Origin of the sequence: Desulfovibrio diazotrophicus (genome assembly GCF_902498985.2) — a bacterium.
GTDB lineage: Bacteria > Desulfobacterota > Desulfovibrionia > Desulfovibrionales > Desulfovibrionaceae > Desulfovibrio > Desulfovibrio legallii.
The window spans coordinates 2748960-2762418 of sequence record NZ_OX346397.1; the positions used below are offsets into that span (position 1 = coordinate 2748960).

The 13459-nt window shown below is 64.5% G+C and carries 13 protein-coding genes; 3 read left to right on the forward strand and 10 right to left on the reverse strand.

Annotated elements, in window-relative coordinates; genetic code table 11:
- Window positions 1–402 precede the first annotated feature (402 nt).
- The 8 genes from J7I12_RS11875 to J7I12_RS11910 all read right to left on the reverse strand — a co-directional run bounded on the left by J7I12_RS11875 (window position 403) and on the right by J7I12_RS11910 (window position 8477).
- A complete protein-coding gene (locus J7I12_RS11875; protein ID WP_302413512.1) occupies window positions 403–1230 on the reverse strand; it encodes a histidinol-phosphatase in 828 nt (275 codons plus the stop codon).
- A gap of 72 nt (window positions 1231–1302) precedes the next feature.
- Complete coding sequence (locus tag J7I12_RS11880) at window positions 1303–1752, reverse strand: GtrA family protein (RefSeq protein WP_288908115.1); 450 nt, start codon at window positions 1750–1752, stop codon at window positions 1303–1305.
- A gap of 76 nt (window positions 1753–1828) precedes the next feature.
- A complete protein-coding gene (locus tag J7I12_RS11885) occupies window positions 1829–2773 on the reverse strand; it encodes a carbohydrate deacetylase (RefSeq protein ID WP_302549065.1) in 945 nt (314 codons plus the stop codon).
- Between the two features lie 2 nt (window positions 2774–2775).
- The gene (locus J7I12_RS11890) at window positions 2776–3666 is read right to left on the reverse strand and encodes a glycosyltransferase family 2 protein (protein WP_498793748.1); all 891 of its coding nucleotides are present in this window, start codon (window positions 3664–3666) and stop codon (window positions 2776–2778) included.
- 71 nt (window positions 3667–3737) lie between these two features.
- On the reverse strand, window positions 3738–5381 hold the full coding sequence (locus J7I12_RS11895) for a translation initiation factor 2 (RefSeq protein WP_487125943.1): 1644 nt from the start codon (window positions 5379–5381) through the stop codon (window positions 3738–3740).
- 522 nt (window positions 5382–5903) lie between these two features.
- Complete coding sequence (gene gltA, locus J7I12_RS11900; protein WP_118230815.1) at window positions 5904–7322, reverse strand: NADPH-dependent glutamate synthase; 1419 nt, start codon at window positions 7320–7322, stop codon at window positions 5904–5906.
- Window positions 7312–8154 carry a sulfide/dihydroorotate dehydrogenase-like FAD/NAD-binding protein gene (locus tag J7I12_RS11905; protein WP_118230816.1) on the reverse strand — a complete coding sequence of 281 codons (843 nt, stop codon included), beginning with the start codon at window positions 8152–8154 and terminating at the stop codon, window positions 7312–7314. Before J7I12_RS11905 ends, gltA begins: the two co-directional genes overlap by 11 nt.
- A 98-nt stretch (window positions 8155–8252) precedes the next feature.
- Window positions 8253–8477, reverse strand: a complete 225-nt coding sequence (locus tag J7I12_RS11910; protein WP_130957905.1) for a hypothetical protein — start codon at window positions 8475–8477, stop codon at window positions 8253–8255.
- Window positions 8478–8621: 144 nt separating this feature from the next.
- Between J7I12_RS11910 and J7I12_RS11915 the strand changes: the two genes are divergently transcribed.
- Together J7I12_RS11915 and gmhB are read left to right on the forward strand one after the other, a co-directional pair.
- Window positions 8622–8906, forward strand: a complete 285-nt coding sequence (locus J7I12_RS11915; RefSeq protein WP_118230818.1) for a hypothetical protein — start codon at window positions 8622–8624, stop codon at window positions 8904–8906.
- A gap of 427 nt (window positions 8907–9333) precedes the next feature.
- The gene (gene gmhB, locus J7I12_RS11920; protein WP_118230819.1) at window positions 9334–9951 is read left to right on the forward strand and encodes a D-glycero-beta-D-manno-heptose 1,7-bisphosphate 7-phosphatase; all 618 of its coding nucleotides are present in this window, start codon (window positions 9334–9336) and stop codon (window positions 9949–9951) included.
- Here the strand turns inward: gmhB and J7I12_RS11925 are convergent.
- Together J7I12_RS11925 and fliM are read right to left on the reverse strand one after the other, a co-directional pair.
- On the reverse strand, window positions 9948–10241 hold the full coding sequence (locus J7I12_RS11925; protein WP_288907986.1) for a hypothetical protein: 294 nt from the start codon (window positions 10239–10241) through the stop codon (window positions 9948–9950). The two genes, gmhB and J7I12_RS11925, sit on opposite strands and share 4 nt — an antisense overlap.
- Before the next feature lie 20 nt (window positions 10242–10261).
- Window positions 10262–11242, reverse strand: coding sequence for a flagellar motor switch protein FliM (fliM, locus tag J7I12_RS11930; RefSeq protein WP_118230822.1), 981 nt, complete (start codon window positions 11240–11242; stop codon window positions 10262–10264).
- A 145-nt stretch (window positions 11243–11387) separates the two neighbouring features.
- Between fliM and J7I12_RS11935 the strand changes: the two genes are divergently transcribed.
- The gene (locus J7I12_RS11935) at window positions 11388–13154 is read left to right on the forward strand and encodes an ASKHA domain-containing protein (protein WP_303193163.1); all 1767 of its coding nucleotides are present in this window, start codon (window positions 11388–11390) and stop codon (window positions 13152–13154) included.
- Window positions 13155–13459: the final 305 nt, after the last annotated feature.

Genomic DNA, 13459 nt, shown 5'->3' on the forward strand with positions numbered 1-13459 from the left:
GGGCGTCAGCCCGACTGTGCCCGGCGCGGCTGGGGTGTGCCGCTGCGCGCCCACACCCCTTTATGCCGCGCGCAACTTCCGGGGGGGAGTCCATGACGTGTATGTGGTAGCTGCGGTGAACAAAGCCGGGCCATAACGTGTATGGAGTAGCTGCGGTGAGCAAGGACGGGCTATGGCGTGGATGTGGTAGCTGCGGTGAGCAAGGACGGGCTATGGCGTGGATGTGGAGGCGCGGGGTGGCAAAAGCCCGCACCGTGGTCATCTGCCATGCAGAGTTGTTTCGGACAGGGTACGCCCGGCGTATTCCTTCGGGGAAAAAAGTTTTTTGAAGGATGGGGGGCGTGGGGGGAAGGGAACTTTTGTTCACAAAAGTTCCCTTCCCCCCACAAAAATCCCTCCCCTCTAAAATGTCCACTCGCTGCGGCGGCCGTGGTCGAAGACGGTGTGGCGGGTGAAGCCAAAGGCTTTGGCGTAGGAGGCCAGGCGGGCGAAGCCGTAGCCCACGTCGGCGGTGCCGTGGGCGTCGGAAGCAAAGCTGATCTGCAGGCCCAGTTCCGCTGCGGCGGCCATGATGGGGGGGGCGGGGTAGATTTCGCGGCAGGCCTTGCGCAGTCCGGCGGAGGAAACTTCCATGCTCATGCCCGCGTCGCGCAGGGCGGTGAGGCCCTGGCGCACAAGGGCCATGCTTTCGGGTTTGGCCAGCCAGATGTGGAACTGCTCCACGGAGAAGATTTTGATCAGGTCCGGGTGGGCCGCAATGTTGAACAGGCCTGAGCGCAGCATGGCGATCCAGGCGGAGAAGTAGGCGCGGTAGTGCTGTTCGCATTCTTCCTGCGAAAAAGCCTTCCAGGGCTCTGCGCCGTCGTCAAAGCCCCAGTGCCCCACAAAATGGACGCTGCCCAGCAGGTAGTCGAAGTTGTAGGCCGCGCAGCCTTGTCGGGTATAGTCTTCCTGTCCTTCCAGCCAGTCCATTTCCATGCCGAACAGCACCCGGCAGGGGCCGTGGGCATTGGCGGTCTTGAGCTCCTGCACTTCGCGCACATAGTCCGGCAGGTGGCGGGTGAGCTGTTCGCGGTATTCGTGGGTGTAGTCAAAGCCCGCAGGCCGGGGGGAATGCTCGGAAAAGCCCAGCAGCGTAAGGCCGCGGGCCACGGCGGCCGCGTGCATGGCGGCGGGGGTGTCGCTGCCGTGGGAATAGCGGGTGTGGGTGTGCAGGTCGGCGAGAATCATGGGGCGTTCCTTATGGGGCAGGGGCGGCGCGTGCGGCGACAAAGGGGCGTGCCCAGGCGTCGGGGCCCGTGGTCAGGGGTTGTCGTGGGAGCGTGCCGCGGGCCTGGGGCGGAAGACCCAATATTTGCACGCCGCATAGACCACCACGGGCACCAGCAGCAGGGCAATGGGCATGGCGGTTTCGTATCTCAGCCCCAGGCTCATGAGCAGCCAGACAATGAGGGTGTTGAGCGTCAGTCCCAAAGCCTGGGTGGCGGCAAAGCGGGGCAGCATGGCGCTGTGTGCGGCTTTTGTGTGGGGGGCGCTGAAGGTCCAGAGGCTTTGCCCCAGGTAGGAGACCACAAAACTCAGCACATAGGCCAGGCCATTGCCCACCAGGGCGGGCAGGCCCAGCACGTTCACAAACAGCAGGCCCAGCAGCGCGTAGCACAGGGCCGCAGTGCCGCCGACCATGCCAAAGCGCACCCAGCGCCTGGCCAGCAGGCTGCGTACAAAACTAAAAAAAGCGTCGGTTCCGTTCATGGCCTTTCCCGTTCGCAGATGTAAGCGCTAAACCAGGGCATTGGCAAGAAGTGTCCGCATGGGCGGCGGCACTGCCTCAGGAAGCCTTTGCCGCTGCAAAGGCGCACGGCCGGCCGTACCGCCGCAGTACGGCGCTCAGGCTGCCGTCCAGCAGCATGGTTTTTTCCACATGGCGCGCGGGGCTGTGGTAAAAAGCGCTGTGCCGCAGGCAGGGTTCGTCAGCCTTCTGGCCGCCGGGATGACACATGATTTCCACCAGCGGGGAGGTCTGGCTTTGACGGCGGATGGCCGCGAGGGCTTTTGCCGCGCGCGTGGCGGTAAGGTTGCCGCCGGAAACCAGGCCGCAAAGAAAGTCGTTGTGCGCAATGCCGGCCTGATCCAGCAGGGAGACGAAGCGGGCCGACCACAGCGCCAGCAGGGCCCGGCGCGCGCAGCCTGTCAGCAGCTGCGCCGCAGGCAGCGGCGGCAGATGCGCGGGCTCTCTGGGCAGGCGCACATAGGCGGGCGCGCGTTCGTGGAGGAGGCCGCGCATGGTTGTCGCCAGGGCTGGAATGGTATGGACGTGCAGGTGCCCGTCCAGGTGCAGCCCGCCCCGCTGCCGCCACTGGGGAAAGGCGGTGGTGAAGGCGTCGATCTGCGCTTCAAATTCGGTGCGGATGGCGCAAAGCAAGGCTTTTTTGCGGCTGCCGACAGCGCAGGCCAGCGCGATGAGCAGCTGGCCCAGACTGTGGCGGAAGACGCCATCGGCAGTGACCAGCGGGCGCACTTGCGGGATGGGGGCGGAGCAGCGGCCTTCAAGAAGGTTGAGGTGCAGGCAGACGCGCGTGTACGGCAGGGCAGCAAGCCGCCGCAGGCTTTCCGTAGCGTGGGAACCGCCCATGATGACGGAAACGGAATTGAGCGGGCCCTGGGCAAGGCAGGCAAAAATGTCTGCGCTGACGGCCGGAGTCAGCCCGCAATCGTCCGCATGGACAATAAGGCGCATGGGCGACGTGTTTTTCGGGCGGGAAAAAGGCTGCATGGTCAGAATTCCGTGGTGTCGCTTTCCAGTGTTTCCGAAAGCAGAAAACGGGGCCTGCCTTTCAATTCGACGAAGGCGTGGTGGATGTAAGCTGAAAGGATGCAGAGGCCGGTGAGGATGGCGCTGCCGGTGAGCAGGGTGAGCAGGATGAGCGTGGTAAAGCCTGACCGCGCCTGACCCGTGGCATAGTTCCACAGCGCCTCGCAGCCCACAAAAATGGACAGGGCGTAGAAGAGCAGGGTGATGCAGCCGATGAGCAGCAGGGGTTTGCCACTGAACGAGGTCATGGAATCCACAGCCAGAGTGGCCCGGCGGGCTAGGCTCCACTTGCTGGTGCCGCCGTGGCGGGCCAGGGGCGTAAAAAAGATCTGTTCGTGGCGAAAGCCCATCCATGAGGTCAGGGCGCGGTAAAAGGGTTTGCGTTCGCCCAGGCTTTTCCAGGCCTCCACCACCTTGCGGTCCAGGAGCTTGAAGTCGCCGGAACCTTTGAGGTCATAGGAGGTCAGCGCCTGGAACAGACGGTAGAAAGTCAGCGCGCAGAACCTGCTGAAAAAGGATTCTTTCTGTCGTTCCTGCTTGCGCACGTCAATGACGTCCACCGTGCCCGTACGCCAGCGCGCCACCATTTGGGGGATGAGCGTGGCCGGGTGCTGCATGTCGCTGTCCATAGTGATGACAACGTCGCCGCGTGCGGCTTCCAGCCCTGCGGAAAGCGCGGCGTCCTTGCCGAAATTGCGGCTCAGGCGCAGGCAGCGCAGGCGGGGATAGCGTTGCGCCAGGGCGCGCATGGCGGCCCAGGTGTCGTCAGTGGAACCGTCGTCGACCAAAATGATTTCGTAGCCCAGGCGTGTTTCCGCCCGCAGTTGGTCCAGCACGGCGATAAGGTCGGTCACAAACGCGCCCAGGCAGGCGCCTTCACAGTATGCCGGTGCAATTACGGAAAGTGTGGACTCCATGCGATGCCTCACTGCAGAGGGGTTTCGGGCGCAAGGTCGCGCCTGGCGATAAACCAGCGGTCATTGCTCCAGACGATACGGCCGTGTCGGGCGATATTTTCGCTTTCTGCCATGTCGCCGCACAAAATCCATGCCGCGCCTGAGGCCAGCCATGTTGCGGTCAGCCCCAGAGTATCGCGCGTGGCGGCCAGGTCAAGCCAGCGCGCCGCCCCGCGCGGGTCTTCATTGTAGAGGTAGGAAGACCCGTCCTTGAAGGCGTAGGCCAGGGGCCGGTAAAGCTGATAGCGCACAGCCATGGCGTCGGGTTCCGCAAAAACGGGCGTCTGCGGCGGTACAATGCGCTGCAGGGCCTGCAGGGCCTGTCCGTAATCGGCGGCATTGCGCGCAAGGCGTAGTACGGCGGCCGGCTGTTGCAGCCCCAGGGCATGCCGCAAGGCGTACCGCCCCCCACAGGCCCAGCGGCCCTGATCGAAGGCCAGCACGCAGACCACCGCCGCCAGGGCGATGCCGCCGGCCCAGCGGGGGGCGCGCCGCCACAGGCAGGTAAAGGCGCAGAGGATCATGAGCCAGCACAGAAGCACAACAAACCGGACGCCGCGCAGCAGTTCCGAGCCAAGAGGCAGCCTGTGCAGCCTTTCGGCCAGGCTTGTTTCGGCCACGGAAAGCAGTACCGCGGTGCACACGCCCAAAAACAGGGTGGGCACAATGGAGGCCAGCCGCTTCATGACCGGGGTGCCGCAACGCCGCACGATAAAAAATCCGGCTACGCCGCCCAGGAGCAGCGGAAAGCTGTCGCTGGCGTAGTGCAGATGGCTGATCAGTCTGTGCCAGCGATTGCCTTCATCTTCAAGAAAGCGTCGGCCAAAGACGTGCTGGAGCGCGGCCAGCTCTTGCGCCGAAAATGCCGAGGATGTTTTGATGGAACTGCACAGAAAGGCCAGCGTGGGGACGCTCCAGGCCAGAAGGCTGAGCAGCAGCCACAGGCAGTGCCGCCGCAGGCTGTCGTTGGGGGCCCTGTGGAAAAAAAAGACTGTAAACAGCATGCAGCTGGCCACAAGGGAGCTGATGCCGTGCAGGTACATGCCGCAGCCCGAAACAAAAAGGATGATGGGCCGCAGCTGTGGTTTATCCAGGGCGGAAAGCGTCGCCGCCAGCAGCAGGGGAAAGAGCGCCGCGTAGAAGACCCGGGGGGTGATGTCGCCCGAACCGAAACCCCAGTACGTGCCGAAGTTGACCCACACGGTCACGCCTGTAAGCAAAGCGAACAGGGCGGCGGGCAAGGGCGCGCCCAGCAGGCGGCGGCCCAGATAATAGAAGGCGGCGTAATGGAAAAAAACGCCCGCCGCGCCGGCCCGCAGCAGGCCCTGCGCAATGTCGCCGCCGGGCTGCAGCAGGCCCGCCAGCGCGGACTGAAGGTTGACGATGGAATTGGCCGTGGTGGGCACGGCCAGCAAAGGATCCTGTGCAAACAGCCCTCGGTGCAGCTCGCCCGCGATATTCTGGGCGTAGCAGCAAAGGTCGCTGCTGATGGCCAGCCCGTTGGCGGAGAGCTGCGTCACCCCCCACAGGCCAATCAGGGCGTAGCCGGCCGCGACAAGCAGGAAGGCCAGATCCCAAAGCGCATATTTTTTTGAGCAGTCAACAAATGCCATGTGCGATGCCTGCGGAGCACAAAAAAAGAGTGCCCCGTCCAGAGAAGGACGGGCGAAATCGGCTACGCCGCCAGGGCGTTTTACGGATGCAATGCCTTGACGGTAGGGATGAACATGGCGCAGGGACACCAGAATGTAAAGGCCAATTTTATAGTGAAGCTGTGCGGTTAAAATTTGTCGGCGGAAGCTGCCGCACGCGCAGGCCCCGCCGCAAGGAAAAGGTGTGGTGGTGCGGGGGGCGCGTGACGGAAAGGGCGTTTTGTGTGTTGCGTGCGCAAGAGGGCGGCCGTACGGCGTAAGGCCGCCAAGGGCGGTGAGGCCTTGCCCCAGGCGCAAGGAGAAAGGCCGCCGATGCCTCGCAGCGGCAAGAATATGCGGGCCTTGCCACGGCCGCAGGGGAAAAACTGTCCGGGGTCAGGCTATCGAGGACGCAGAGCCTTGGCATAGCCGCGGAGAAGAAAGCCCCTGGCGGGCTTTCTTCTCCGCGGCAAAATAGCTGGTTACGCGCAGACGGCGTTTTGTTCAGCCCCGCAGGCGGCGGACAATCTCCTGTCCGGCGCGGCGGCCTGCGCCCATGGCCAGGATGACCGTGGCCGCGCCGGTGACGATGTCGCCGCCGGCAAAGACGTTGGGGATGGAGGTTTCGCCTGTTTCCTCATTGACCTGGATGTAGCCGCGCTGGGTCTGGGCCAGATCGGGGGTGGCCTCCAGCAGGATGGGATTGGAGCGCGTGCCCAGGGCCACGATGGCCAGATCTGTGGACATGTCGTATTCCGATCCGGCAATGGGCACGGGGCGGCGGCGGCCTGAGGCGTCGGGTTCGCCCAGTTCCATTTTCTGCAGGGTGACGGAGGTCAGGTGCAGCTCCGCATTGCCGTTGAAGCGCAGCGGCGCGGAGAGCATGGCAAACTGCACGCCCTCTTCTTCGGCGTGCTCCACTTCCTCCAGGCGGGCGGGCATTTCGGCCTTGGTGCGGCGGTAGACAATGTGCACGCTTTCCGCGCCCATGCGCAGGGCGGTACGGGCCGCGTCCATGGCCACGTTGCCCGCGCCGAATACGGTGACGTTTTTGCCGGGAAAGGCCGGGGTGTCCTGGGTGGGAAAGTCGTAGGCCCGGCCCAGGTTCACACGGGTCAGGTATTCATTGGCCGAGAACACGCCCACCAGGTTTTCGCCGGGCACGCCCAAAAAGGTGGGCAGGCCCGCGCCCACGCCGATGAACACGGCGTCGTAGTCCTTGCGCAGATCGGCCACGTCCACGGTGCGGCCGCCCACGCTGTTAAGGTGGAATTCCACGCCGGACTGACGCAGTCCGTCGATTTCCGTGGCCACCACGCTCTTGGGCAGACGGAAGGCGGGGATGCCGTAAATGAGCACGCCGCCCGGCTCGTGCAGGGCCTCAAACACGTCCACCCGGATGCCCGCGGCGGCGCAGACGCCCGCACAGGTGAGGGAGGAGGGACCGGAACCGATGCAGGCCACCTTTTTGCCGTCCAGCGGCAGGGAGCAGGCATTGGTGCCCGTCACCTGCTCGCAGGCCGTGGTGGCGATGTAGGTGTCGGCCACAAAACGTTCCAACCGGCCGATGGCCACGGCCTGACCCTTGGCCTTGAGCACGCACTTGCCTTCACACTGGTGTTCCTGCGGGCAGACCCGGCCGCAGACCGCCGGCAGGCTGTTGGTGCTTTTGATGATGCGGTAGGCGGCGTCCATATTGTTCTGGGCCACTTGGTGGATGAAGTCGCGGATGGGCACTTCCACCGGGCAGCCCGTGACGCAGAGGGGCTTTTTGCACTGCAGGCAGCGCGCGGCCTCCTGCAGGGCCATTTCCCTGGTGTAGCCCAGGGCCACTTCCTTAAAATTGCCGCGGCGCACCGCGGCGGGCTGACAGGGCATGGGCGTCCTGGGGGCCACGGTCTTTTTGGGCTTGCTAGTTTCCATGTGTGGACCTCTGGTAGGCTTCAAGAGAAATGCGTTCCTGTTCCCGGTAGGCGGCCAGACGGCGGCGCAGTTCGGGAAAATCTACTTCATGCCCGTCAAATTCGGGGCCGTCCACGCAGGCAAATTTGGTCTTGCCGCCTACGCTTACGCGGCAGGCGCCGCACATACCGATGCCGTCCACCATGATGGGGTTGAGGCTTACCGTGGTTTTGACGCCGAAAGGACGGGTGGTTTCGGCCACGGCGGCCATCATGGGTACGGGCCCCACAGCCACCACCTCAAAGACGGCCTTGTCCTTTTCCAGTCGATCCCGCAGCAGGTCGGTGACCAGGCCCTTGTGGCCGTAGCTGCCGTCGTCTGTGGAGATGAGCAGCTCGTCCACAAAGGAGGCCAGCTCCTTTTCAAAGAGCAGCAGATCCTTGCTGCGCGCGCCGATAATGCCCACCACGCGGTTGCCCACGCGGGCGTGCCCCTTGGCGATGTGGTGCATGGCGGCAATGCCCGTGCCGCCGCCCACACAGATCACGGTGCCGTGCTTTTCAATGTGGGTGGGGTGCCCCAGGGGGCCGCAGACGTCCAGGACGGCGTCGCCCTGGTTTAGTTCTTCCAGCATGGCCGTGGTCTTGCCCATAACCAGGTAGACGATGGTGATGGTGCCCTGCGCGGGATCGGTATCCGCTATGGTCAGGGGGATGCGTTCGCCCGTGGGGCTCACGCGCAGCATGACAAAGTGTCCGGGCCGCGCTTTTTGGGCGATTTGCGGCGCGTGGAGCACCAGCTTGCTGGTTTTGCCCGGGATCAGGCGTTCCTTGTGCAAAATGGGTGTCGGCATAGGCTCTCCTCATTCAAGCAGCATTGTTGCCGATAGTAGCCATGACGTCCACGGCTTGCAAGCGGGCCGCGATTTGTAACGCTATCGCTACAATTATGTTAATAGTTATACCATGAAAAAGGCAGGAAAAATCTGTCCTGCAGAGTTGCATGGTCTGCAAAAACGTCCGAACTGATGCCCTTGTTGCGCCCGGAATATTTCAGGCATGCCGAGCCCTCGGCAACTGCGCGGGCACGGCCCCGCCATGATGCGCCATCATTGCTTGGCTGTGCGCCAAAGCCCGCGGCAGCGTTCCTTTTGTTTTTGCGGATGCGCATGTCCACTGGGGATCTGCCCTAAAGAACCTTGTCGGTTTACCGATAATGAGAAGTGTTGTGGAGAAACAGGGGCCGTTACGGCGCGCCGTGGAGGCGGGCGGGCGCGCCCCAACAAACGGGAAGCAATGACCGATTCAGGGAGGAATGGTCATGATGCACGACTGGTTGCGCGCGCTTCCCACGGCGGCGTCGCCGCCAGAGCCGGAATACGCGCCGGAACAGCGCGATCTGGAGGCTCTGGAGCGCTACCTCGCCGTGTTGGAAGCGAACAAAAAGGCCGGCCGCACGGCGGTTACAGACGCGGTGCTGGCCCTGGATATGGCTGGATTTGTGCGGGAGCGCCTGCGTGAGTCCGAGGGACGTCCTTGCGGCGCCAGCGCGGCGGTGCTGGCCTTGGCCCTGGTGCGGCGTACGGTGGACGCCCCGGACCAATAACACGATCATATTTCCCGCAGGCTAGAGCAGTTAGCGAATGAAATGATCTAACTGCTCTGCAAGGATTTTCTTGAAAATCCTTGCCACGAAATGCGAGAAAGCAGGCTTTTGCCTGCCGTAAGCGAGCATTTTAAGTGTTAAATGCTCTAGGGGGCCGACCCCTGAGCCTGCGGGAATCCGCCTGTGGAAGCGCCGTCGCGAAGGCATCCTGTGCCCTCGCGGCGGCGTTGTTTTTGGGGAAAAGGGCACAGCGTCCTGTGGCGGGCAACTTTTGACGTCCGCTGTGGACGCAGAGCTTACGGCCGCCGCTTTTACCCTTGCGGTTTTTGGGCTATGCTGGGCTGGTCGCCGGGGTGCGGGCCAAACGGCCTGCGGCACGTGGTGCTGGTTGGCATCCAGGCTGAAAACTTTTGCGCGGGGAGGATTTATGGACGGGCAAGGCGTGTTGCGGCGGGCCATTTTTCTGGACCGGGACGGCACTCTGAACAAAGATACGGGTTATGTGCACCGAAAGGAGGACTGGCACTGGCTGCCCGGCGTGGTGGAGGCGCTCAAACGTTTCCACGCCGTGGGCTATGCCCTGGTGGTGGTCAGCAACCAGTCCGGCCTGGCGCGCGGCATGTACGACCTGGCGGCCCTGCACGAGCTGGAAGCCTGGATCAACGCCGATCTGGAGGCCAAGGGCGCGGCCATTGACGCCTGGTATTACTGCCCGCATCTGCCGGAGATCACCGGCCCCTGTTCCTGCCGCAAGCCCGCGCCGGGGCTGATTCTGCGCGCGGCGGAAGAAATGGGCCTGGACCTTGCGCGCTCCTGGATGGTGGGCGACCGGGTGCGCGACGTGGAGGCGGGCCTGGCCGCGGGCTGCCGTTGCGTGCTGTTGCGGCCGGCGCAGGGCGGTTATGAGGCCGATGCGCCTGTGCCCCCAGGCGTGGCCGTGGCGCCGCATCTGGCTGCGGCGGAAGTGCTTATTCTGGGGCCGGAGCTGCGCCGTTTGCGTACAGAGCGCGAAATCCGCTCCGGACGTTTAAAGGGAGTAGGTTAATGACTCAGGGGAGGGAGTGCTGCCAAAAGATTTTTGGCTTGAGCAATTATCCCTGCGTCAATTTTTTTTGCTTGAAAAGCTACATAGGTAAGACATTCCCGCAGGAGGAAAGGGTTTGAAAAAATTTTGCGGGCGGCATTAGCTCTTCGTGCAGCTCCAGCCTCATTAGAAATTCGTTTGTCTATTAGATAGTTGATTGCTGTCTTGAGATTGGGTTTCGAAGTAAAAAAGCTATACTCAGTTATAAATTTTTCTATTCCGAGGCTTTGTAACTCTCGTGGAGCTGGCATTTGTACACTCCTTGCGGGTGTTAGGTGTACTGCGGCTCGTTTTCCTTGATGATCTGAAAGGCCTTCATGGCTTTGACCGTGCCGGCAATGCCCTGATATTTGCGCACGCCCGCCACAGTGCAGGGGAGCAGGTCTTCCTGGTCCGTGTCCAGCACCAGCACGTCGCCCACCTGCATGCGCAGCAGCTGGTTGCCGGTGATGGTGGTGCGGCCGAAGAGCACCTTCATCTCTACGGGCGTTTCCATGAGCCGTTCCTTGAGACGGGCCACCCAGGCGTGGTCCACCTCCAGGCGTTCGGTCTGGAAACTGGCGTGCAGTTTGGAACGGATGGGTTCGATGGTGGCATAGGGCAGGCAGATGACCATGGAGCCCAGGGCCGTGTCCAGCTCCACCTCAAAGGTGATCACCACCACCACGTCGCTGGGCGGCACAATGGCCGCGAACTGGGGGTTGATCTCGCTGCGCACCAGCTCCAGCTTCACATCGTGCACGGGCCGCCAGGATTCTTCCATGTTGTCCAGGGCGATTTTGACGATCTTGTCCACCACGGCCTGTTCAATGCGGGTGAACTCGCGTCCCTCCACCTTGGGCTGGGAGCCGGAGCCGCCGAAGACGTTTTCCACCAGGGCGAAGACCAGGCGTGAATCCACCACCATGATGGCGTTGCCCCGCAAAGGGTCCATCTTGAAAATGTTGATGGAGGTGGGCACGGGCAGGGAGCGCATGAACTCCCCGAACTTGGTCATGTCAATGGAAATGGGGTTCAGCTCCACCCTTTTGCGCACGGCATTGGAAAGGGCGTTGGTGCAGAGGCGTGCAAAACGGTCGTTGACGATTTCCAGCACGGGCATGCGCCCGCGGATGATGCGGTCCTGGTTGGCCAGGTCAAAAGGCACAATGCCGGAGTCGTCCTCCGGCGCTTCTGTCTCGCTTTCAATTTCGCCGCCCGAAAGGCCCCGCAACAGGGCGTCAACTTCGTCTTGCGCCAGCACTTTGTTCATGTCTGCCCCGAGCCCCCGCCGGAAGGTCTTGCCGCAGCACGGCGTTATTTTTTTATAATGCAAAAAAAAGGCCAGTTTGACAAGCGGCAAAGGCCCGGGCGCGGTTTCCCTTGCCTTTGCCCCGGCCTTGAGGCAGGCTGCGGACATGCGTCTGCGTCTTTTTTTTCCAGACCCGGCGGCGGGCGTCCGGCCTCTTGAGCTGGAGGCCGCGCCGGGCGTGCCCCTTTCGCAGGCCGTCTGGCTTTCGGGCCTTGTGCCGCCCCTGCCCCTCTGCGGCGGGCTGGGCCGCTGCGGCCGCTGCCGGCTGCGCTTTCGTCGCGCTGCCCCACCCCCGCTGCCCGCCGAAAGCGCCGTATTTACGCCGGAGGAACTGGCCGTCGGCTGGCGGCTCGCCTGCCGTCACACAGTACCGGAGGCCGGGGGCGATCTGGAACTGGAACTGCCGGCCGAGGATTTTTACGCCCCCGACGCGGGGGCAGGGGCGGCGGCCCCCAAAGCAGCCGCATTGAGCCCGACGGGGTTGCACGCGGGGCAGCTTGGCACGTCCGCCTTTGCAGCGGCTGCGCCCGGCTCGAAAACGGCTGCGCCCGGCTCGGAAACGGCTGCGCCTGGCTCACAGGTCGACGCGCTCCCGGATCTGGTCCTGGCCGTGGACCTGGGCACTACCTCGTTGTACTGGCAGGCCGTGGATCAGGAGGGCAGGACGGCGGCGCAGGGGCACGGGCTTAATCCTCAGGCCGGGGCCGGCGCGGACGTCATGTCCCGTCTGGCTGTGGCGCGGGAGCCGCAAGGCCGCGGCATTCTGGCGGCGCTGGTCCGCCGTGAGCTGCAGGCCGTGGCGGAAGGGCTGGCGGTGCGGGGCGTGGGCCGGATCGTGCGCTTGTGTCTGGCGGCCAACCCCGCCATGACGGCCATTTTTTTGGATCGCGACGTATCGGGCCTCTGCGCCGCGCCCTACAGGCTGGATTTTACCGGTGACGTCGTGGCGGACGTGCCGGGTCTGCCGCCCGTCTATGTGCCGCCCCAGCCCGCGCCCTTTGTGGGCGGCGACGTGAGCGCCGGGCTGGCGGCCCTGCTGGAGCGCGGCGCGCCCCGGCCTTTTGTGCTGGCGGATATGGGCACCAATGGGGAAATGGCGCTGCTGACCGACACGGCGCTTTGGCTTACCAGCGTGCCTTTGGGGCCGGCCCTGGAGGGCATCGGGCCCCAGTGCGGCCAGCAGGCCGGGCCCGGCGTGGTCACGGGCTTTGCCCTCACGCCCCTGGGCCTGACGGCGCGGCTTTTTGCGGAGCCTGCGGCGGCCGCGCCCCACGGCGCGGCCTGTCCTTGTTCCGCCTGTGCCGCTGTCGGGCCCGGCACGCAGCCGGAGCCTGCCGCGCGGGCGCGCGGCATCAGCGCCACGGGGTACTTGTCCCTGTTGGCCGTGCTGCTGCGCGCGGGCCTGCTGCAATCCGATGGGCGGCTGGACCCGGCCCCGGCCATGCCTCTGACCCGCCGTCTGGCCGCCGGTCTGGAGCACGGGCGGCTGCGTCTGCCGCACGGCCTGTGGCTGGATGCCGGGGATGTGGAGGAACTGCTCAAGGTCAAGGCGGCCTTTGCCCTGGCCCTGGAGGCCCTGCTCCGGGCGGCGGATCTGCCCGTGGCCGGGGTGGCGCGTCTTTGTCTGGCCGGCAGTCTGGGGGCGCACGTTTGTCTGGAGGATCTGGAAACCCTGGGCTTTTTGCCCGCCGGGCTGGCCCGCCGCACCGAGGCCGTGGGCAACACGGCTCTGGAAGGGGCCGCCCTGCTGGCCCGTTGTCCGGAACGGGGCGCGGCTGTAGCCCGGCTCTGTTGCAAGGCCCACGTCCTGGCCCTCACCCAACAACCGGATTTTGCGCACGACTATTTGCGTCAGATGCGCTTTGGAGGTTGAATGTCCCGCTCTGCCGCCGCTCCACGCGGCGTATCGTCGTCCCCCAAATCCCGACGGGACGGTTCCCGGCCCCGTAAGCCCGCGTCCCCCGCAAACCCCGCTGCTCAGGGGCAGGGCCATTGGCCTGACCGCAAGGGTATGGGGCGGGGGGAGCCGGATGGGGAGCGCCGTCCGTCCGGGCAGTCGCGCCCGTCGCGTGCGGGTCGGGACGCGCCGCAGCCCACGGGGCCGCGTCCCCCGGCGGAACGTCCGGCCCGTCCCTCTTCCGCAGGGCGTGCGTCCCACGCGGGAGCCGCGTCCCAAAG